Annotated in this window: 23 protein-coding genes; 18 read left to right on the top strand and 5 right to left on the bottom strand. The window is 62.8% G+C overall.

Annotation, left to right across the window (positions count from 1 at the left end; genetic code table 11):
* Position 1: 1 nt before the first annotated feature.
* Both NKI85_RS23665 and NKI85_RS23660 read right to left on the bottom strand, forming a co-directional pair.
* Positions 2 to 523 carry a vWA domain-containing protein gene (locus NKI85_RS23665; protein ID WP_352778204.1) on the bottom strand — a complete coding sequence of 174 codons (522 nt, stop codon included), beginning with the start codon at positions 521 to 523 and terminating at the stop codon, positions 2 to 4.
* A gap of 71 nt (positions 524 to 594) precedes the next feature.
* Entirely contained in the window at positions 595 to 1,545 is a 951-nt protein-coding gene (locus tag NKI85_RS23660; RefSeq protein ID WP_352778201.1) for a pilus assembly protein TadG-related protein, read from the bottom strand.
* A gap of 454 nt (positions 1,546 to 1,999) precedes the next feature.
* Here NKI85_RS23660 and rpsF point away from each other — a divergent pair, with 454 nt between their 5' ends.
* The 14 genes from rpsF (at position 2,000) to NKI85_RS23590 (ending at position 13,815) form a co-directional block, all read left to right on the top strand.
* Positions 2,000 to 2,494 (top strand): 30S ribosomal protein S6, encoded by a 495-nt coding sequence (gene rpsF, locus NKI85_RS23655; RefSeq protein ID WP_352527840.1) that lies wholly within the window; start codon positions 2,000 to 2,002, stop codon positions 2,492 to 2,494.
* Positions 2,494 to 2,742: a 30S ribosomal protein S18 gene (gene rpsR / locus NKI85_RS23650; protein WP_006203718.1), complete on the top strand. Its 249-nt coding sequence runs from the start codon at positions 2,494 to 2,496 to the stop codon at positions 2,740 to 2,742. The genes rpsF and rpsR overlap by 1 nt, the downstream gene beginning before the upstream one ends.
* Before the next feature lie 217 nt (positions 2,743 to 2,959).
* Complete coding sequence (gene rplI, locus NKI85_RS23645) at positions 2,960 to 3,544, top strand: 50S ribosomal protein L9 (protein ID WP_352527842.1); 585 nt, start codon at positions 2,960 to 2,962, stop codon at positions 3,542 to 3,544.
* A 152-nt stretch (positions 3,545 to 3,696) separates the two neighbouring features.
* Positions 3,697 to 4,986, top strand: a complete 1,290-nt coding sequence (locus NKI85_RS23640; protein WP_352527844.1) for a cyclopropane fatty acid synthase — start codon at positions 3,697 to 3,699, stop codon at positions 4,984 to 4,986.
* A gap of 81 nt (positions 4,987 to 5,067) precedes the next feature.
* Positions 5,068 to 5,391 carry a YnfA family protein gene (locus tag NKI85_RS23635; RefSeq protein ID WP_352527846.1) on the top strand — a complete coding sequence of 108 codons (324 nt, stop codon included), beginning with the start codon at positions 5,068 to 5,070 and terminating at the stop codon, positions 5,389 to 5,391.
* Positions 5,392 to 5,394: 3 nt separating this feature from the next.
* Positions 5,395 to 6,363: a small ribosomal subunit Rsm22 family protein gene (locus tag NKI85_RS23630; protein ID WP_352527848.1), complete on the top strand. Its 969-nt coding sequence runs from the start codon at positions 5,395 to 5,397 to the stop codon at positions 6,361 to 6,363.
* Between the two features lie 206 nt (positions 6,364 to 6,569).
* Complete coding sequence (locus tag NKI85_RS23625; protein WP_352527850.1) at positions 6,570 to 8,060, top strand: replicative DNA helicase; 1,491 nt, start codon at positions 6,570 to 6,572, stop codon at positions 8,058 to 8,060.
* Between the two features lie 21 nt (positions 8,061 to 8,081).
* Entirely contained in the window at positions 8,082 to 8,687 is a 606-nt protein-coding gene (locus tag NKI85_RS23620) for a hypothetical protein (RefSeq protein ID WP_352527852.1), read from the top strand.
* Positions 8,687 to 10,105, top strand: a complete 1,419-nt coding sequence (gene radA, locus NKI85_RS23615) for a DNA repair protein RadA (protein ID WP_352527854.1) — start codon at positions 8,687 to 8,689, stop codon at positions 10,103 to 10,105. The genes NKI85_RS23620 and radA overlap by 1 nt, the downstream gene beginning before the upstream one ends.
* A 47-nt stretch (positions 10,106 to 10,152) precedes the next feature.
* Entirely contained in the window at positions 10,153 to 10,821 is a 669-nt protein-coding gene (locus tag NKI85_RS23610) for a CvpA family protein (RefSeq protein ID WP_352527856.1), read from the top strand.
* Between the two features lie 113 nt (positions 10,822 to 10,934).
* Entirely contained in the window at positions 10,935 to 12,416 is a 1,482-nt protein-coding gene (purF, locus tag NKI85_RS23605; RefSeq protein ID WP_352778193.1) for an amidophosphoribosyltransferase, read from the top strand.
* A 14-nt stretch (positions 12,417 to 12,430) separates the two neighbouring features.
* Positions 12,431 to 12,700, top strand: a complete 270-nt coding sequence (locus tag NKI85_RS23600) for a hypothetical protein (RefSeq protein ID WP_352527860.1) — start codon at positions 12,431 to 12,433, stop codon at positions 12,698 to 12,700.
* Between the two features lie 23 nt (positions 12,701 to 12,723).
* Complete coding sequence (locus NKI85_RS23595) at positions 12,724 to 13,470, top strand: SDR family NAD(P)-dependent oxidoreductase (protein WP_352527862.1); 747 nt, start codon at positions 12,724 to 12,726, stop codon at positions 13,468 to 13,470.
* Between the two features lie 123 nt (positions 13,471 to 13,593).
* Positions 13,594 to 13,815 carry a hypothetical protein gene (locus tag NKI85_RS23590; protein WP_352527864.1) on the top strand — a complete coding sequence of 74 codons (222 nt, stop codon included), beginning with the start codon at positions 13,594 to 13,596 and terminating at the stop codon, positions 13,813 to 13,815.
* A gap of 164 nt (positions 13,816 to 13,979) precedes the next feature.
* Here NKI85_RS23590 and NKI85_RS23585 read toward each other — a convergent pair whose 3' ends face one another.
* Positions 13,980 to 14,486 (bottom strand): OsmC family protein, encoded by a 507-nt coding sequence (locus tag NKI85_RS23585; protein WP_352527866.1) that lies wholly within the window; start codon positions 14,484 to 14,486, stop codon positions 13,980 to 13,982.
* A 184-nt stretch (positions 14,487 to 14,670) separates the two neighbouring features.
* Here NKI85_RS23585 and NKI85_RS23580 point away from each other — a divergent pair, with 184 nt between their 5' ends.
* Positions 14,671 to 15,558, top strand: a complete 888-nt coding sequence (locus NKI85_RS23580) for a DMT family transporter (RefSeq protein ID WP_352527868.1) — start codon at positions 14,671 to 14,673, stop codon at positions 15,556 to 15,558.
* Positions 15,559 to 15,616: 58 nt separating this feature from the next.
* A complete protein-coding gene (locus tag NKI85_RS23575) occupies positions 15,617 to 16,525 on the top strand; it encodes a DMT family transporter (RefSeq protein WP_502896118.1) in 909 nt (302 codons plus the stop codon).
* A 197-nt stretch (positions 16,526 to 16,722) separates the two neighbouring features.
* Here NKI85_RS23575 and NKI85_RS23570 read toward each other — a convergent pair whose 3' ends face one another.
* Entirely contained in the window at positions 16,723 to 17,577 is an 855-nt protein-coding gene (locus tag NKI85_RS23570) for a LysR substrate-binding domain-containing protein (RefSeq protein ID WP_352527870.1), read from the bottom strand.
* Between the two features lie 113 nt (positions 17,578 to 17,690).
* On the opposite strand from NKI85_RS23570, the gene NKI85_RS23565 reads away from it, so the two are divergent.
* The gene (locus NKI85_RS23565) at positions 17,691 to 18,098 is read left to right on the top strand and encodes a tautomerase family protein (protein WP_352527872.1); all 408 of its coding nucleotides are present in this window, start codon (positions 17,691 to 17,693) and stop codon (positions 18,096 to 18,098) included.
* Between the two features lie 158 nt (positions 18,099 to 18,256).
* Positions 18,257 to 20,479 carry an AMP-binding protein gene (locus NKI85_RS23560; RefSeq protein WP_352527874.1) on the top strand — a complete coding sequence of 741 codons (2,223 nt, stop codon included), beginning with the start codon at positions 18,257 to 18,259 and terminating at the stop codon, positions 20,477 to 20,479.
* Positions 20,480 to 20,504: 25 nt separating this feature from the next.
* Here NKI85_RS23560 and NKI85_RS23555 read toward each other — a convergent pair whose 3' ends face one another.
* Positions 20,505 to 20,768: a hypothetical protein gene (locus tag NKI85_RS23555; RefSeq protein WP_352527876.1), complete on the bottom strand. Its 264-nt coding sequence runs from the start codon at positions 20,766 to 20,768 to the stop codon at positions 20,505 to 20,507.
* Positions 20,769 to 20,801 lie beyond the last annotated feature (33 nt).

Raw genomic sequence — 20,801 nt, 5'->3', positions numbered from 1 at the left:
TTCAGTTCGTCAAGTGCAGTTGCGAAATCGAGCTTCCGATCTTCAGGAAGACGCTTTCAAGCTGACTGACGTCGTTGGTCGGGTAATAATTCGACGGCGACGATGCGCAGGCCTCGTAGAGCTTGCGGTTGGCTGCGGTGTCGGCCTGCAGCAGCACTGTGAAGATCTGCACGTCCTGCTTCTCTAACGTGTTGCACACATTAGTTGTCCAGTCGTCGACATTGCGCGCGGCCGCGGTCTGGTCGCTGGATCCGAACCGACCCGAGGCCAGGAACCCGTAGGAACCATAGTCCGACTTCTGTGGCGTATCCTTCGCGCCATAGACAACATTTTCGCCGTCGGTCAGCAGCAGCACAGTTTTGGTCGTGCCCGACGTCCTGAAAGGCGCGCCGTCACTGTAAGGCGGTTCCGGCGAGAGTACCCGCATCCCCCAGGACAGCCCTTCGGAAACATTGGTGCCCGAACCGTTCCATTCGATCATCTCGCCGACGGCGCTGCGCAATTTGTCGAAATCGTCGGTCAACGGCACTATCGGCGTCGGACAGGCTCGGTTTGGGCCGATCGTCAGTGGGCCTTTCTTGTCGTTGATCAGCTTCATCGTTGAAACACTGTACTTCGCCATGTCGCTTGTGAGACCGGGAAGCAGGGTGGCGACGGTGTCGTCGAGATAGGAATTGTTGTAGCCGGTCGCCGAATTGCCGTAGGAACTGTTCGGGCTTTTGGCGTTCCCTGGATCGTCCGGCGCGAAATACGGTACGAACAGGGTGTCCGGTTTGTTTTGGTCGGGCGAAATGTCGGAACCATTATTGGCTCCGGGCCGCGTTCGACGCAACCCCGCCATTCGACAGCCAATTGCTTGAACAAGTCCATGTGGTTGACGCGCTTGCCGCCGACCAATGGGAAATTGGCGCCGTTGTTCGGCGATTTGCCGGCCATGTCGATCCAGGCCGGATCGTAGTCCTCGCCCTTGACGTTGACCGCGGTGACGAACGGCACCACCGCGACACGCACACTGCGCGTCGGCGACTTCGCCGCTTCGAGCATATCGATCAAGGCCGTCGCCGCCGTTCGCAATGCGCCGATGCGATCGTTGCTGGCCATCGACCCGGTATTGTCGAGCACCAGCACCACTTCGAGCTGATTGGTCGATTCGACCGCGCCGGCATCGACGGTGATGCGCTTGTCGTTGCCGAACAGGAACGCGAAGTTCAAATTGGCATCCGCGGTGGCGACAGCCCTTGTCTGGATGAAGTTAAGGCCCCTTTCGACAGTGAGGGTTGCTTCGGCGTTCCTCAACTCGCTGTGGCCGGCGACATTGGTCTGGAAATAGCGATCGAAGACGTCCTTGCGCGTGGCGTCGATGTCGCCGAGATGCGAAGATGCAAGGTTCGCGGCGTCGAGCGCGTTCTGCAAGCTGACCTTGGCCCTCATCAAGGTGGACACATCCACGGCAAAGGCGACGGCCGTCAGAACCGCAGGCAGCCCGAACGCAAGCATCAGGGCAAAGTTGCCGCTCTTCGAACGGCAGAAATTGTCGAAAAGCATTTTACCCCCAAAAACCGCCTTGCTGCCGGCCTCGCGCGAACCGGCTCGTTTTGCATTCGCATGATGAACGACGGGTTGACACCACGCCCGCCGGCACGGGAACTTCGCACGGTGGTTAAGGTCCGGTTTCAGAAAATCCGCAAAACCTTGCCATCGAGGCCCATTGCGCGCGGGGAAGTAGGGCGCTAGTCGAGCCGTTTGTCCTTGCCTTGCGGCCAAATTCCTGTATAGACGCCCGCAATCTGCCGGTCCTTGCTGGGGGCTGAACGGAGGGCCGGAGGTTTTTCGAAACCTTCGCGTGAAGCCGGAAGCGCTTCCGCCTCCCGTGTCTCCGCTCTCGACCGTCTCGTCATGCTCCTTTCTTCCCCGCCTTCGCAAGAATTGCGGGTCAGAGAAGTTGCAGAGGCTTTTGCCGCCGGGAACCGGGAGAGAAACGAAGAAAGGCACGAACACTATGGCTCTATACGAACATGTGTTTCTTGCCCGGCAGGACCTCTCGCAGCAGCAGGTCGATGCGCTTGTCGAACAGTACAAGGGCGTCATCACCGCGAATGGCGGGTCCGTCGGCCGGGTCGAGAACTGGGGACTGAAGTCCCTCACCTACCGGGTCAACAAGAACCGGAAGGCATACTACACACTCATGGACATTACCTGCCCGCCGGCCGCGCTCAACGAGATGGAGCGCCAGATGGGCTTGTCCGAGGACGTGCTGCGTTTCCTGACCATCAAGGTCGAAGCGCATGAGGAAGGTCCGTCGGCAATGATGCAGAAGCGCGAAGAGCGCTCGGAACGCGGCGGCTTCGGCGACCGTGGCGATCGCGGTCCGCGCTCATTCGGCGACCGCGATCGCGGTGACCGTGGTGATCGTCCGCCGCGCAGCTTCGGCGATGGCGGTGCCGATCGTGGCCCGCGCCGTCCGCGCGAAGGCTTTGAAGGAGCCGCAGAATAATGGTCGACATCAATCAGATCCCCACCCGGCGCCCCTTCCACCGCCGCCGCAAGACCTGCCCGTTCTCCGGCGCCAATGCGCCGAAGATCGACTACAAGGACGTACGGCTTCTGCAGCGCTACATTTCCGAGCGCGGCAAGATCGTGCCTTCGCGCATCACCGCCGTCAGCCAGAAGAAGCAGCGCGAACTCGCCAAGGCGATCAAGCGCGCCCGCTTCCTCGGCCTGCTGCCCTACGTGGTCCGCTAAAATCCACGCGGGCGGTTCGCCGCCCGCTCTTTTTTCACCGGCCACGACGGGCGTAGCCGGATCGAACACCAAATCCCGGGTTGGATTTCGTCAAGAGATCCTAACTGCCGCGACAGGCAGGACAGCGACACAGGCGGCGACGCCCCAGCTTCCTGACCTGTTCCAGACAATTCGGCGCCGATCCTGAGGATAGGCGCCCAAGCGAAGGAACAAAACCATGGAAGTCATTCTTCTCGAACGCGTTTCCCGGCTCGGCCAGATGGGCGACACCGTCAAGGTCAAGGACGGGTTCGCCCGCAATTTCCTGCTGCCGCAGGGCAAGGCGCTACGCGCCAACGAAGGTAACAAGAAGAAGTTCGAGGGACAGCGGGCTCAGCTCGAAGCCCGCAACCTGGAGCGCAAGTCCGAGGCCGCGCAGATTGCTGAAAAGCTCGACGGCAAGAGCTTCATCGCCGTGCGCTCGGCCGGCGAAACCGGTCAGCTCTATGGTTCGGTGTCGACGCGCGACATCGCCGAGCTGTTGACGGCGGAAGGTTTTTCGGTGAACCGCAACCAGATCCTTCTCAACCAGCCGATCAAGACCATCGGCGTCACCAATGTGGCGATCGCGCTGCACCCGGAAGTCGAGGTCACCATCACCCTCAACATTGCCCGCACGGCCGACGAAGCCGAGCGCCAAGCCAAGGGCGAAACACTGACCACCGCCGAAGCCATCTACGGCGAGGACATCAACGACAATGCGCGGCCGGAAAATTTCTTCGACCCGAATGCGGAGTTCGAAGGCGGCGAAGACAACAGCTGATCGTCGTTCGCCGGCATTTGCCGGCTAATACCTATCTGGACCAATGCCCGGGCCTCGCACCCGGGCATTTTTATGCCAAATGGAACTTTTCGAACCCCTATATCTTGATGCAGAATAAGACAGCGTGTCTGGCCGAGAGGGGACAATTGGTCATGAATATTCTGCTGAAGCGCGTTCTCGACCGCCTGGTCCGCACAGGCAATCTCAAGGTGACAGGGCCGCAAGGCTCGATGGTAACTTTCGGTGACGGCAGCGGCGAGCCGGTGCACATGCATATCAAGACAAGGCATGCCGAGCGCGCCATCACTTTCGACCCGATGCTGGCGGTGCCGGAAGCCTACATGGACGGTGAACTCGACATTATCGAGGGCGGCGTGCTGGGGGTGATGCGCATTGCGTTCCAGAATATGGGCAGCGGCGGTATCGATGCCACCTGGTCGAAGGCGATCGAGGGTCTGCGCCACGCCTTCCGGCGCTTGCAGCAGATCAATACGGCGTCGCGGGCGCGCCGCAACGTGCAGCGCCACTACGATCTGTCGGGCGACCTCTACCGCCTCTTCCTCGATGAGGACATGCAATATTCCTGCGCCTATTTCGAGCAGCCGGATATGACGCTGGACGAGGCACAAGCAGCCAAGAAGCGCCATATCGCCGCTAAGCTCAGGCTGAAGGCGGGCCAGACGGTGCTCGACATCGGCTCTGGCTGGGGCGGGCTTGGCCTCTATCTCGCCAAGGCGTTCGACGTCGACGTGCAGGGCGTAACGCTGTCGACCGAGCAGCATGGCGTCGCCACCGACCGCGCCCATGCGCAAGGCCTGCAAAACCGGGTGCATTTCGACCTCAAGGACTATCGCGAGCTCAATGAGCGTTTCGACCGCATCGTCTCGGTCGGCATGTTCGAGCATGTCGGCGTCAATCATTTCCGCACCTTCTTCGACAAGTCGGCGACGCTGCTGAAGCCGGACGGCGTCATGCTGCTGCACACGATCGGCCGCTCCGGCGTGCCGTGGGCAACCAGCGCCTTCATCCGCAAGTACATCTTCCCCGGCGGCTACATCCCGTCGCTCTCCGAAGTGATGCCGGCCATCGAGAAATCGGGGCTCGTCGTCACCGATATCGAGGTCCTGCGGCTGCATTATGCGGAGACGCTAAAGCATTGGGGCGAGCGCTTCGCCGCCAACCGCGACAAGGCCAAGGCGATTTATGACGAGCGCTTCTGCCGCATGTGGGAGTTCTATCTTGCCGCCTCGGAAGCCGCTTTCCGCTGGCAGGATCTGGTGATCTTCCAGATTCAGATCGCCAAGAAGAACGACACGCTGCCGATGACGCGCGACTACATGGCCAGTTGCGAGAAGGCGCTGGAGATGCGCGATCTTGGACGTCGTGAAAAGGCTCCTACGCCCAAGCCCACGCGCCGCCGCAAGGTGGCGGATCCGGAGTAGACTGCCGGCGATTGCACCATTGCCGCTTGCCATTGCCGGCTGGCACGCTGAAAAGGTCTCGTCAACGCGGGACCTTTTTTCATGACCTGCCTCCTCTACGGCGCCGCCGCACTTGCCGAGATCGCCGGCTGCTTTTCGTTCTGGGCGTGGTGGCGGCTGGACAAGTCGCCGCTGTGGTTGGCGCCCGGTCTCGTCTCGCTGGTGCTATTTGCGTGGCTGCTGGCGCTGGTCGACGCCAGTGCGGCCGGCCGTGCCTATGCCGCCTATGGCGGCATCTACATTGCCGCCTCGCTGGTCTGGCTGTGGCTGGCGGAGGGCGTGCGCCCAGACCGCTGGGACCTTGCCGGTGCCGCGATCTGCATCATTGGCGCCTCGGTCATCGTGCTCGCACCTCGGGCTGCGTAAGCGATGGAACTGCCCGTCCCACTTAGACAAGGCGTCGACCGCCTTCTCGAAAGAGTGCCGTTGCCGATACTTAAGCAAGCGGCCAGGACGCTGTCGGACCGCTACCGCGCCGAGTTGCGCGACGGCCGCCTGCACATGGCCGAGGAGATAGCCGTGAAGGCCTATCTGGCAACGCGGCTGCCGGCGACCTATGCCGCCATCCGCGCCAGCCTCGATGCGGTCAGCGAGGCACGTCCGGATTTTTTCCCCAAAACCCTGCTCGATGTCGGCGCCGGCCCTGGTACGGTGCTTTGGGCCACAATCGATCTCTGGCCCGATCTCGAACAGGCGGTGCTGCTCGAGGCCGGTGCCGCGGTGCGACGCGTCGGCGAGGCGCTTGCCGCCGAGGCGGTCACTGCCAGGACCGCCTGGCGGACCGGCGACGTCACCATCGACCTGGCCGACCTGGAGCCGGCCGATCTGGTGACCTCAGCCTATGTGCTGGACGAGATCGCGCCGGCATCGCTGGCAAAACTTGTCGACAAGCTCTGGCAGCTGACCGCCGACACGCTGCTGGTCGTAGAGCCAGGCACGCCGGCCGGCTGGCAGCGCATCCTTGCCGTACGCCGGCAGCTGATCGAGGCGGGTGCGCACGTGCTGGCGCCCTGCCCGCATGAGGCGCCCTGCCCACTTGTCGCTCCCGACTGGTGCCATTTCGCCCGTCGCGTCGCCCGCTCGCGCCTGCACCGGCTGGCCAAGGATGCCGAGGTGCCGTGGGAGGACGAGAAATTCATCTTTGTCGCCGCCTCCCGCCATCCGGCCGCTCCGTCCCGGGCGCGGGTGATCGCACTGCCGAAATCGGGCTCCGGCAAGGTCTTGCTGAAGCTTTGCCAACAGGATGGTCATGCTGCCGAAAGACTGTTCACCAAGCGCGACGGCGACACGTTCAAGGTCGCGCGACGACTGAACTGGGGTGATGCATTGCCGGAATGACTGGCATCTATTTTCCTGTTTTGTTCTCACTCAAGAACGGCTAGGCTCGCTATCTTGATTCGAGTCAATCGAGATTCTTTCCACCGAAAGATCTTGGCTGTGAATCGCGGGCATCAAAGCTGGTTGGTTGGAGACTGATGCAGATAAGTCATCACCGACTTGTCTCGTTCTGATATCGAGAGACCGGGATCAGGACCGGGGACATCATGGCAGAGGCAGCACGAAAATTCGGCGTCGCGGAAACACCGCTCTATCGCGAGGCGCCAAACAACATCGAGGCCGAGCAGGCGCTGCTCGGCGCCATACTGGTCAACAACGATGCCTTCTACCGCGTCTCCGACTTCCTGAAGTCCGGCCATTTCTACGAGCCGCTGCACAGAAAAATCTTCGAGGTCGCGGCCGAGCTCATCCGCATGGGCAAGATCGCGACGCCGATCACGTTGAAGACCTTCCTGCCGGCAGACGAGAAGGTCGGCGACATGACCGTGGCGCAATATGTGGTGCGGCTGGCGGTCGAAGCCGTCACCGTCGTCAACGCCACCGATTATGGCCGCGCCATCTACGATCTCGCCACGCGGCGCGCCCTGATCACCGTCGGCGAGGATATGGTCAACATCGCCTATGACGCGCCGGTCGACATGTCGCCCTCCGACCAGATCGAGGATGCCGAGCGGCGCCTGTTCGAGCTTGCCGAGACCGGCCGCTACGACGGCGGCTTCGAGAGCTTCACCGACGCTGTCAAGACCGCCGTCGACATGGCCAACGCCGCCTATATGCGCGACGGGCATTTGTCGGGCGTCGCCACCGGCTTGCGCGACCTCGATCGCCGCATGGGCGGCCTGCAGTCGTCCGACCTGATCATCATCGCGGGGCGCCCCGGCATGGGCAAAACCTCGCTCGCCACCAACATCGCCTTCAATATCGCGGAGGCCTATGTCCCGGCGCAGCAGGCCGACGGCTCATTCAAGGCGGCCAATGGCGGCGTCGTCGGCTTCTTTTCGCTCGAAATGTCATCCGAACAGCTTGCCACCCGCATCATTTCCGAACAGACCGAAATCCCGTCGTCGAAAATCCGGCGCGGCGAGATCAGCGAGATGGATTTCGAAAAGCTCGTCGCCTGCTCGCAGACCATGCAGAAAATCCCGCTGTTCATCGACCAGACCGGCGGCATTTCCATCGCTCAGCTGTCCGCCCGCGCGCGTCGCCTGAAGCGCCAGCGTGGCCTCGACGTCATCGTCATCGACTATATCCAGCTGATGCAGGGATCGAGCGCGAAATCATCGCAAAATCGCGTTCAGGAAATCACCGAGATCACCACCGGGCTCAAGGCCTTGGCCAAGGAGCTGGCGGTGCCGATCATCGCGCTGTCGCAGCTGTCGCGCCAGGTCGAAAGCCGCGACGACAAGCGCCCGCAGCTTTCGGATCTGCGCGAATCGGGCTCCATCGAGCAGGACGCCGACGTGGTGCTGTTCGTCTACCGCGAGGAATACTATCTGAAGAACCGCGAGCCGAAGCCAGGCACTGACGAATACATCAAGTGGGAACACGAGATGAACGAGATGCGCGGCAAGGCCGAAGTCATCGTCGCCAAGCAGCGCCATGGACCGACCGGTTCGGTCAGCCTCGCCTTCCAGGGCGAGTTCACCCGCTTCTCCGACCTCGCCGAGGAGCATCATATACCGGACAGGTTTGAGTAGGTTTGGTCGCGGAGCATCCGATTGGATTTTAGCGATATCTATCAGAGGATAAAATTTGAAGCGTACGAAATCTCCGAGGAAGAACGCTCTCAACTCACCGACTATTTGAAGTCCGCAGGGTCGGCTTATCGCCTGGAAACCAACGCAGCGATATTGGTGTTTTGCTACTCGAGCGAACCGACGTCTGAGAATGTTGCATTGGTGAGGAAATTCCTTGCCAAGGATGTTGTCGACTATTCTCGAAGCGCGGCAGTGACTGGTCTTTATCGAGTTTGGAAATTGGGAGCGACCGCTGACATCAACGATCTGCTGGGCTTTTTGGCTCTTTCGTTGGACAAATCTCGGCACGACACCTCTCTGGCAGCGATCGGGTGCGCATTCCTTTTGATGCATCGTCTCAATGATCGTCGCCTCTCGACTGCCCTTATGAGATTGCTGGCGACGTTGCACGATGAAGTCAGGCGAGAGAACGACTTCGTGGTCAATTTATTCATCTATGCGTGTTGGTCGGCATATGACAATTGGGCTCAGAGAAACGGACAGCGCCGCATTCATTTCGATACAATCGAAGAGGCCCTGCCGGTCTACTGGGATCGTCCCAAATATCTCTTGGAATCGATAAACTGATGGCCAAATCCCGCGTCCAGTTCATCTGCCAGAATTGCGGCTCCGTGCATCAGCGCTGGGCCGGCAAATGCGATGCCTGCGGCGAGTGGAACACGCTGGTCGAAGAAGGCACGGCAGGCGGCATCGGCTCGGGCCCGGCCAACATGCGCAACGCCCGCAAGGGCCGCGCGGTGGTGCTGACCAGCCTGTCCGGCGATATCGAGGACGCGCCGCGCATCGTCTCCGGCATCGGCGAGCTCGACCGCGCCACCGGCGGCGGCTTCGTGCGCGGCTCGGCGCTGCTGGTCGGTGGCGATCCCGGCATCGGCAAGTCAACGCTGCTCACCCAGGCCGCAGCCGCACTAGCAGCAAAGGGCCACCGCATCGTCTATGTCTCGGGTGAAGAAGCCGTCGCTCAGATCAGGCTGCGCGCCCAGCGGCTCGGCGTCGCCGACACCCCGGTCGAGCTCGCCGCCGAGACCAATGTCGAGGACATCCTCGCCACCATCGCCGATGGCAAGCGGCCGGATTTGGTCATTCTCGATTCGATCCAGACGCTGTGGACCGACATGGCCGATTCGGCGCCCGGCACGGTGACCCAGGTGCGCGCCGCCGCACAAGCGATGATCCGCTACGCAAAGTCCACAGGGGCGGCGATCGTTCTGGTCGGCCACGTCACCAAGGAGGGCCAGATCGCCGGCCCACGCGTTGTCGAGCACATGGTCGACGCGGTGCTCTATTTCGAAGGCGAAGGCGGCCACCACTACCGCATCCTGCGCACGGTCAAGAATCGATTCGGGCCAACCGACGAGATCGGCGTCTTCGAAATGTCGGACAAGGGCTTGAGAGAAGTCGCCAACCCCTCCGAGCTTTTCCTCGGTGAACGCCACGCGAAGTCGCCGGGTGCGGCGGTTTTCGCCGGCATGGAAGGCACACGGCCGGTGCTGGTCGAGATCCAGGCGCTCGTAGCGCCATCGTCGCTCGGCACACCGCGCCGCGCCGTCGTCGGCTGGGACGGTGCCCGGCTGTCGATGATCCTGGCGGTTCTGGAAGCCCATTGCGGCGTCCGCTTCGGCACGCACGACGTCTATCTCAACGTTGCCGGCGGCTACCGCATTTCGGAGCCGGCGGCCGACCTGGCGGTGGCGGCGGCACTGGTTTCCTCGCTCACCGGTCTTGCCCTTCCCGCCGATTGCGTCTATTTCGGCGAAATCAGCCTTTCGGGTGCGGTGAGGCCGGTTGCGCATGCGCAGCAGCGCCTCAAGGAAGCCGAAAAGCTGGGTTTCGGAAGCGCGGTTCTGCCCTTGGGCAGCGAGGACGTTGTTGGTGGTATCGGGGTCGGGGGAATAGGAGCCGGTGCTTTCCAGCCCACCGAGCTTGCCGATCTCGTGGCGCGCATAGCCGGCTCACAGCGCAGCCGCGCCGACGAGCAAGAGTGATGCGGCTCGTCGAGTCGTGAAAAAGAGATCGGAGTGGGGCGAAAAACATGCCGATTACGCTGCTTGACGGAATTCTCGTCGGCTTCACCCTGGTCTCGGCGATGCTGGCCATGGTTCGCGGCTTTTCACGCGAAATCCTGTCGATCATCTCCTGGGCAGCTGCGGCGGCGGCGGCCTTCTTCTTCTACAAGCCGGTGCTGCCTTACATTCAGCCCTATGTCGACAACGAAAAGGCCGCCATGGCGGCGGCCGCCGGTATCGTCTTCATTGTCGCGCTGATCGTCGTTTCCGTCATCACCATGAAGCTCGCCGACTGGATCATCGATTCCAGAATCGGTGCGCTCGATCGCACACTTGGCTTCCTCTATGGCGCGGCGCGCGGCATCCTGGTCGTCGCTGTCGCGCTGCTGTTTTTCAATTGGTTGGCCGGCGCCAAGGCTCCAGGCTGGATTGCCAACGCCAAATCGCGGCCGCTGCTCGAATCGATCGGCGCCAAGGTGGAAAGCCTGCTGCCCGAGGATCCGGAAAACGCCATCCTCAACAAGCTCAACCCGAATCAGCCGGCTGTCGAGACGCCTCTGGCCCCCGACGCGCCTGCAGCGGAAGCACCTGCCGCCGGCGACGACGCCACCGCTCCGGCACCCGATGACAGCGACGCGCCACCTGCCGACAATGCGCCCGCAACCCCGCCGGCCAATCCGGCGCCGGCAAACTGATTTCGGCAAACCGACGGGCATCAAGACTGTCGATTATGTGAACGCCGCACGACGTGCGTTGCTTTCGATGCGCTATGACCTTATATGGCGACTTTAGCGGAGCTTGAGCCCCAATGGCAGACTCAGTGGCAGACGCAGACGACGTGCTTTCCGCCGAAGCCGACGACCATTTCCATGATGAATGCGGAGTGTTCGGCATTTTCGGCCGGCAGGACGCCGCAGCCATCGTGACACTCGGCCTGCACGCACTGCAGCATCGCGGCCAGGAAGCGGCCGGCATCGTTTCCTATGACGGCACTCAATTCCATGTCGAACGCCATGTCGGCCTGATCGGCGACACCTTTACCAAGCAGCGTGTCATCGACAGCTTGCAAGGCAACCGTGCCATCGGCCACACACGCTATGCCACCACCGGCGGCTCAGGCATGCGCAACATCCAGCCGTTCTTCGCCGAACTTGCCGACGGCGGCTTCGCCGTCGCCCATAACGGCAATCTCACCAACGCCATGACCGTGCAGCGCGCGCTGCAGAAGCAGGGCGCCATCTTCTCTTCCACCTCCGACACCGAGACGCTCCTGCATCTGGTTGCCACCAGCAAGGAGCGCGACCTCAACTCACGCTTCATCGATGCGGTGCGCCAGGTCGAAGGCGCCTTCTCGCTGGTGGCGATGACGGCCAAGAAGATGATCGGCTGCCGCGATCCGCTCGGCATCCGCCCGTTGGTGCTCGGCGATCTCGACGGAGCCTGGATCCTCGCCTCGGAGACCTGCGCACTCGACATTATCGGGGCGCGTTTCGTGCGCGACCTGAAGCCAGGCGAAATGGTCGTCGTCACCAGCAAGGGCATCGAGAGCCTGTTTCCATTCGAGCCGCAAAAGACCCGCTTCTGCATTTTCGAATATGTTTATTTCGCGCGGCCGGATTCGTCGGTCGAAGGCCGCAATGTCTATGAAGTGCGCAAGCGCATCGGCGCCGAGCTGGCGCTGGAAAGCCCCGTCGAGGCCGACATCGTCGTGCCGGTGCCGGATTCGGGCACCCCGGCGGCAATCGGCTTTTCGCAGGCCGCGGGCATTCCGTTCGAGCTCGGCATCATCCGCAACCATTATGTCGGCCGTACCTTTATTCAGCCCGGCGATTCGATCCGCCACATGGGCGTCAAGCTCAAGCACAACGCCAATCACCGCATGATCGAAGGCAAGCGTGTGGTGCTGGTCGACGATTCCATCGTGCGCGGCACCACCAGCCAGAAGATCGTGCAGATGGTGCGCGATGCCGGCGCCAAGGAAGTGCATATGCGCATTGCCTCGCCGCCGACGCGCGCCTCCTGCTTTTACGGCGTCGACACGCCGGAGAAATCGAAGCTGCTGGCATCGCGCATGTCGGTGGAGGAGATGGCCGAGTTCATCCGCGTCGATTCGCTTGGCTTCCTCTCGATCGACGGGCTCTACCGCGCCGTCGGCGAAGCCAGCCGCGACAACGAGCAGCCGCAATTCTGCGATGCCTGCTTCACCGGCCAGTATCCGACCCGGCTTGCCGATTTCGAAGGCTCCGACAATGTGCGCACGCTGTCGCTGTTGGCGGCGGGCGGGTCTTAGCAGACGCTGCTTCAATGCTGAAGCTGTTCTGGCTGGATTTTGAAGAAGGACGCCGCCACGGTTTTCCGATGGGCGTCGGCATCACCGCAGAAGACGAAACGGATGCGGTAGATCTCGCCAAAACACGGTTGTTTGCCAGCGGAAAATTTCCAACCGCCTACAGGATCGAGATCATCCCCGATCTGGACACCCTGGACCAGAACCATGTCAGGCCGAATATCGGCCATTACCTGCGTCGGGGAATCTGGTTTCCGACCGGTTATGATAGTAGCTGGTCTCCGTAACCTTTGATCTTCAGAGTGACCTCATGATTTCTGCCCTTGACCTCTCCGGCCGCGTCGCGGTCGTCACCGGTGCCTCGCGCGGCATCGGCTACTTCATCGCCCTGGAACTTGCCGCCGCTGGTGCGCATGTGATTGCGGTTGCCCGCACCGTCGGCGGATTGGAGGAGCTCGACGACCAGATCAAGGCGGGTGGCGGACAGGCGACGCTGGTCCCGCTCGATCTTGCCGACATGACGGGGATAGACCGGCTGGGCGGCGCCATCCACGAGCGCTGGGGCAAGCTCGACATACTGGTCGCCAACGCCGCGGTGCTCGGCGTCATTTCGCCGATCGGCCATGTCGAGGCCAAGACCTTCGAAAAGGTGATGACCATCAACGTCACTTCGACATGGCGGCTGATCCGCTCGGTCGACCCGCTGCTCAGGCTCTCCGACGCCGGCCGCGCCATCGTGCTGTCCTCCAACGCCGCCCATACGGCACGCGCCTTCTGGGCCCCCTACGCAGCGTCGAAAGCGGCGGTCGAGACCATGATGCGTTCGTGGGCGCATGAGACGGAAAACCTGCCGCTCAGGGTCAACGCCGCCGACCCAGGTGCGACGCGCACTGCGATGCGGGCGCAGGCCGTACCCGGCGAGGATCCGGAAACGCTGCCGCATCCCTCGGAGATCGCGAAGCGCATCGTGCCGCTGGCTGATCCTGAGCTCAAGGAGACGGGACTAATCTTCCAAGCCAAGCATAACCGCTTTGTCACCTACCGGCAGCCGGAGTAGATGGGCGATATCACGCGGCTGTGATGCCGTGGCTTTACGCCGCGCTCCGGCCCAGCTTTCGCCGCTTGTCCGGAGTTGATAGGATCGCGTCGACTCCCACAACAAACAAATTGAGGAAATCCTATGGCGGCTCCGAGCGTAGCGTTGGTTTGGTATCTGGTCATTGCTGGTCCGCAAGGCGGCATGGTCGTGCTGCCCAGCACCTTCGACACCCGCGAACAATGCACCTCCGCCGTCACCGAATACCAGAAGCAGCCGACGCCGGCCGGCTGGTCGGTGCAGTGCGTGCCGAGCGCCTCGCCATTCACCGACGAGGGCGATGCCGAGGAGCCGTCGGCGCAGTAGAGCTTAATCTCCCCCCTCGAGGGGGAGATGTCGCCGAAGGCGGCAGAGGGGTCGGCACGTCCTGACGCGGCTCTCCATCGCGGACAAAGGAACGCTGGCGCTCCACGCGTGGCGACCCCTCTGGCCGCCGGCCATCTCCCCCTCAAGGGGGGACATCAGCAACCTCAGCGCCGTGCGTTCACGGTCAGTTCTGGCTTCTGGTTGATGGTCTGGAACACCACGCAGTAGCGCTCGGTCAGCTTGATCAGCGCATCGATGCGCTCCTGCGGCTCGTCGGTGTCGAGACCGAATGTCAGCCGAATGGCGCGGAAGCCAACCGGCGCATCCCTTGCCACGCCAAGCGTGCCGCGAAAGTCGAGATCGCCTTCGGCTTCCACCGTAGCGGCCCCAAGCTTGAATTCCAGCGCCGTGGCCACCGCCTTCAGCGTGACGCCGGCGCAAGCCACCAGCGCCTCCAACAACATGTCGCCGGAGCAGAGTTCGAGGCCGGAACCGCCGGTTGCCGGATGCAGCCCGGCAACGGCGAGCGCCCGGCCCGTCTCGACCTTGCAGGCGATCGATTGGTCGTCGATCGAGCCCTTGGCCCGTAGAGTAATCAGCGCGCGCGAGGCGTCGTCGCGATAGGCCTCCTTCAGCGGCGCCTGCATGGCCTTCAATGCGATCGCGTCCATTTTCGTTTCTCTCCCATAGTTGCCCGGCATCGCTGCGCAACGGCGATGCCGCCTGCCCCAAACGCAAGTCCCCGCTGGCGTAGCGCTTGGCAAGATTTCGCCCGTATAGCCTGACGATACGGGCGCCCGACATCCAACGCCTTCACACCGTCTCTCGCAACACATTCGTAAGGCCGCCGGACATATGGCCGATATCGCCATTCTGGACACCCGCGAAAGGGTTCGTGCCGGCATCCTGTTCACCGGGGCTGCCTACCTGCTGTTTTCGATGCAGGACGCCTCGATCAAGCTGCTGGTCGTCGGCATAAGTGTCTGGCAGATCATGTTCATCCGGAGCGCCATCGTTCTCATCGCATGTGCGGCATTTGGCGGGCGCCAGCTGTTCGACGACACTGCACGCTCGCGGATCGTCAGGCCGATGTTCGTGCGCAGCGCCTTCACACTCGCCGCCTGGCTCTGCTACTACAACGCCGCCAGATATCTCCAGTTGGCAGAACTAACGACCATCTATTATGCCGCGCCGATCATCGTCACCGTGCTTTCGGTGCTGATGCTCGGTGAAAAAGTGCCGATGTTGCGCTGGCTGGCGGTTCTGATCGGTTTTGCCGGAGTCTTCGTGGCCTGTGACCCCGCCCATCTCGGTCTGTCGATGCCGATGCTGCTGGTGCTCGCCGCCGCCCTGCTCTGGGGCATCGCCATCGTGCTTTTGCGCAAGACGGCGATGGCAGAGCGCACGACAATCCAGCTCATCCTCAATAATTTTTACTTCCTGGTGTTTTCGGCGGTGCCGGCCCTGCTTTTGTGGCAGAGACCCGATTGGAACCAGATGCTGCTGCTGCTCAGCGTCGGCGCGTTGGGCGGCGTCGCGCAATACCTCTTGTTCGAAGGTATGAAGCGGGCGCCGGTGTCGATCGTGGCGCCGTTCGAATACACGTCCCTGGTCTGGGCCTTCGCGCTCGGCTTTGCGATCTGGGGCGACGTGCCGCGCCGCGAGGTACTTCTCGGAGCCGCGCTGATCTTTACGGCCGGCCTGCTGATCATCGGCAACGAACACTTCCGCAAGCGGCTTTAGAATGAGGCAACCGTTGCTGACACTATGGTGTCAGGACTGGGCAGCGTAGGCTGGTGAGATGACGGAATCGCTGGACATGCCAGGCACGGTGGAAAGCGCCCGCGAACGTACCCTTGGCATCATCCTGGTCTCGGCGTCGGCGGCCGTCTTCGGCCTCACCGGCGTGCTGACCAAATCGATCCATGCCGACCCGCTGACCATTACCTGCTGGCGCGGCTTCGTTGGCTCGATCCTGATCAGCCTTTATGTGCTATGGCGCCGCCACCGCTCCGGCGGTCGCGACAGCCTGCGGCTCGGCTGGCGCGGCTGGCTGCTGGCGATCGAGGGCGCGCTCGCCAGCATCGCCTTCATCTCGGCGTTCAAGTTCACCTTTGTCGCCAATGTCGCGATCATCTATGCCACCGCCCCTTTCGTCACCGCGCTGCTGGCCTTGCTGCTGGTGCGCGAACCGTTCCGGCTGCAGACGCTTGCCGCCGCCGCCGTGTCACTGTGCGGGGTGGCAATCATGGTCTGGTCGGGCTTCGGCACCGGCCATCTGTTCGGCGACGGGTTGGCGCTGCTGATGACGATCGGCAGCGCTCTCTACATGATCATGGTGCGCGCCTTTCGCGATACGCCTGTGGTGTGGGCGGGTGCGGTGTCGGCATTCCTTCTGTTCGTGCTCGGCTGGTTCGTCACCGATCCGCTGGCCGTCTCGGCCACGGACGCAGTGCTTCTAGCCACCTTCGGCTCCTCGTTCGCGCTGGCCTCGATCCTGTGGACGGAGGGCGCCCGGCTCATTCCGGCAGCCGAGTCCGGATTGCTGGGTTCGGCCGAAGTGCCATTCGCGATCCTGTTCGCCTTCCTGTTCCTCGCAGAGATCCCGCCGCCCGCCAGCATGGTCGGCGGCGCCATCGTACTTTGCGCGGTGTTCGCTCACGCCGGCCGCGACTGGCTGATGGCCAGGCAGCGCGCTGCGGATGCCTGACCAAATCCTCGCCGCGCCCGAGGGCGAGTTGGTGGTCCGATCACGGGAAATCCGTTCCTGAAAATAAATTTGAAAAGTCATGGAACCATCATCGGGCTCAGGCATTATGGCTGCGACGGGCCACCCCAAGTCCCCCCAAACCCCTCGGCCCGTCCTACTCAGAAGCCGACCGCAAGGTCGGCTTTTTCTTTGCTGGCTCAATTGGCCAAGGCCAGGTTGCCGCTGAACAACGCGGCCAGATCCTGCGCCGGCCGGTCGGCGTCCTCACGCAAGCGGATGGCGAATTCCGCGATCGGCACCGGCGGCAGATCAAGATCGCGCGGCGCCTCGACGATGCCGGAATGAGCGAAGCGCGCCGTCCTCAACGTTAAGGCGATGCCGGCGTGCACCGCCGTACGCAGGCCGGCCAGGCTGGCACTCCCGGCAGCAATGCGGTAGCGACGGCCGGCCGCATCCAGTGCACTGGTCGCCGCTTCGCGAAACCCGCAATGGGGATCGAGCAGCGCCAAGGGCAATTCCTTCTGGCGGGTGGCCAGCCCGTTCTGAGAGCAAAGCCAGATCATTGGCTCCCTGAGCACGCCGACTTCGTCCCGCGTCGGCACCTGTCGCATGGCAATGGCCAGATCAAGGGTGCCGGCTTGCAGAGCCTGCGCCAGTTCGGCGGAGCGGCCGACGCGCAATTCGATCCTGACGCGCGGATGGCTGACAGCGAAGGCCCTGAGAAGTTGTGGCAAGCCGCTGTCGGCGAAATCCTGCGTCGTACCGATGGCGACGCGCCCATTGGCACGCGCCCCCTTCAGCGCCAGCCATGCATCGCGGTGCGCAGCAAGAATGCGCCGCGCATGGCCGACCAGATCCTCGCCCGCCGGCGTCAGGCTACGGCCTCGCCCCTGCGGCACCAGCAGCGGTTCGCCGACAACATCCTCCAGCCGCTGCATCTGCGCGGTCACTGCGGACGGCGAGCGGCCGACGATCGACGCAGCCTGCGCCAACGAGCCGCCATCGACGAACGCGAGGAAAGTCTTGAGGAGGTCGGGATCGAGCGCCTGCATAATTCGATAATATCAAAGTATTTATCAAAAACAATTCGATTTTCATGACGCAAGAATGATGGCATGATTTGTCGACGGCGAAGAGACGCCACTTGAAACCGAGGAGAAGAAACATGCCGATCATCAATGTCAGCGTTACCGGCAAGCCCGATGCCGCTTTGTCCGCCGCTATTGCCAAGGAGTTGACCGAACTGACGGCCACGCATCTGCGCAAGGACCCGACGATCACAGCTGTTGCCATTTCCTATCACGACCCCGAGCACTGGTTCGCCGGCGGCAAGTCGCTGGCCCAGCACGGCGCCAACACGGCTTGGCTCGACATCAAGGTTGTCGACGGCACCAACACCAAGCTCGAACTGGAAGCATATCTGCAGGCAATCTTCGCCGCATTCGGCCGGTTGCTGGGCAAGGTGCATGAGGAAAGCTACGCCCTCGTGCACGAAGTGCCGGCGGCCGCCTATGGCTTTGGCGGCAAGACGCAGGAATTCCGCTTCATCAGCGGAAGGATGAAGGCGGCGTAGCTGCCTTTTATGGAGAAGGCGGCCGAGCCCACTGGTGACAAGGGTGACAAGAGAGAAGGAAGAATGAAGCCGCATTGACGTTGATCCAACTTCGGCTAGGTTCTCACCCGAAGCGGCCACCGAAGAGCCGCGACGTGAGATTGTTGGGAGATGCGGCGATGATCCTGACACTGGCGCTGCTTGCGGGTCTTGTCGCGGCCTGGCTGCTGATCGGCGTGGTGGAGAAGTTCCGCCTCGGCCTGCGCTTGAGCCAGGCGCTGCTCTACGTGCCGTTCAAGCTCGCCTACCGGCTCAGTGACGAGCGCGTCAAGATTGCCCGCAAGTCGGCGGCCCCGGTCATCTACGTCATTTGGCATCAGTCGCGCATCGAGCCGGCGCTGATGTTGTCGCTGCTGCCGGAGGACACGCTGCACATCCTCGACCAGGCTTCGGCCAGATCGCCGTGGCTGGAGCCGTGGCGCGAGCTTGGCCGCACCATCGGCTTCAACGCCGAGCATGTCTTCGTCAGCCGCAGATTGGTGCGGGTGCTGAAGGGCAAGGGCCGGCTCGCCGTTTACCTGCCGGATGCGGTCGAGCCCGACGTCAAGTCGTTTCGGTTGTTTCGTGCCATCACCCGTATCGCCATGCAGGCCGACGCCCGCATCGTGCCGATCTTCGTTGCCGGGGCGCGCAGCCTGCCGGCGTCGCTGACGCCGGCGGACAAGGCGCCGCGCCATTGGTTTCCGCGGCTGTCGATCAGCGTGCTGGAGCCGATGACCATCGCCGAGCTGGTGGCGCGGAACCCCGATCAGGCCTCCAATACCAATGCGCTGTTCGATCGCTTCGCCGAGGCCAGGCTTTTCGGCAATGATCTCGACCGAGGGCTGTTCCTTGCCATGCGTGATGCCGCCGACCGCGTCGGCGCCTCGCATGCGATTATCGAGGACGTCGTCGGTGGTGCGCTGAGCTACCGGAAAATGTTTATCGGCGCCAGGGTTTTGGGCCGCCGCTTCGAGGCAATTACCGCGCCGGGCGAAGCGGTAGGGCTGCTCTTGCCCAACGCCAACGGCGTCGTGCTGTCGTTCGTCGGTGTTTTGTCGGCCGCGCGGGTGGCAGCGATGATCAACTATACCGCCGGCCCGGCGAGCGTCACCGCCGCCATCCGCACGGCGGTAATCCGCACCGTGGTCTCCTCACGCGCCTTTGTCGAAAAGGCCAACCTCGCCGACATCGTCGAGGCGGTGGAAAAAGGCGGGGCGAAACTGCTGTGGCTGGAGGATGTTCGCGCAAGCGTGACCGCGCTAGACAAGCTCGCAGCCGCCTTGCTGTGGCGCTGGCCGTTGCAACGCCAGGATGCGGCCAAGCCGGCGGTGATCCTGTTCACCTCCGGCTCGGAAGGCACACCCAAGGCAGTGGTGCTGTCGCACCGGAACCTTCTTGCCAATGCGATGCAGGCCGAAGCCCGCATCACCATCTCGCCGGCCGACATCCTACTCAACGTGCTGCCGGTGTTCCACTCGTTCGGCCTGACGGGCGGCACCATCCTGCCGCTGGTCACCGGAGTAAAGCTGTTCCTCTACCCCTCACCTCTCCACTACAAGCTTATTCCGGAGGTGGCGCGCAAGGTCCGCCCAACCGTGATGTTCGGCACCGACACGTTCCTCGCCAACTATGCCCGCACCGCCAAGGACGGCGATTTTTCCAGCCTGCGCTTCGTCGTCGCCGGTGCCGAGGCGGTGAAGCCGGAGACGCGCCGGGTTTATCGCGAACGCTTCCAGGCCGAGATCATCGAAGGTTTCGGATTGACCGAGGCCGCACCGGTGGTTGCCGTCAACACCGCCCTCCACGGTCGCGACGGCACCGTCGGGCGGCTGCTGCCGGCCATGCGCATGAAGCTGGAACCGGTCGAAGGCATCAGCGACGCCGGCCGGCTGTGGCTCGACGGGCCGAACCTGATGATGGGCTACATGACCGGCGATCGGCCGGGCGAACTGCAGCCGCTCGAAGGCTGGCACGACACCGGCGATATCGTGTCGGTCGATCGCGAAGGCTTTATCACCATTCGCGGCCGCGCCAAGCGCTTCGCCAAGATCGCCGGCGAGATGGTGTCGCTTGGTGCGGTCGAGCTGCTGGTGCAGTCGCTGTGGCCGGAAGAGCATCACGCCGTGGTGGCGGTGCCGGACAAGCGGCGCGGCGAGCGCATCGTTCTGGTCACCACCGCCGACAATGCCGATCCCGACGAATTGCGCGAATTCGGCAAAAAAGCCGGGGCGGCCGAACTGATGGTGCCGAACGACATCGTCAAGGTCGAGGAGATCCCGGTGCTGGGCTCTGGCAAAACCGACTATGTCTCGACTAGAAAACTGGCACTCGAGAGGCTGGGACTGAGCGCTGCCGCCTGAAGTTTTCCAGACCTCGTCGAAAACTCTAGAGGACCGCTACCGATAACAGCAGAATGACGCCGACCGCCATCATCAGCAGGCCCGGCCAATTCTGTGAAAGGCCGAGAAAACGGAGCCCGCGCCGTCGCGGCTCCAGGGTTGGGCCTGGTGTTGCGAGATTTGGCGTCGGGCTGTGCCGAGCGGTGGAAAAGGGGGTCGGATCGCTGAGCCGCCCGCGCATGACGGCTGCGACCGCCATATATACAAGGCCGGCGACAGTCAGCAGCGCGCCGATGAGGATGACAGCCATTTCTCCTCGCTTTTTCCTCAGGTTCTACGCCTG

The organism is Mesorhizobium sp. M0571 (assembly GCF_040320985.1).
Classification (GTDB): domain Bacteria; phylum Pseudomonadota; class Alphaproteobacteria; order Rhizobiales; family Rhizobiaceae; genus Mesorhizobium.
The sequence above is the reverse complement of the archived record's forward strand: the minus strand, read 5'-3'. Positions and strand labels throughout refer to the sequence as shown.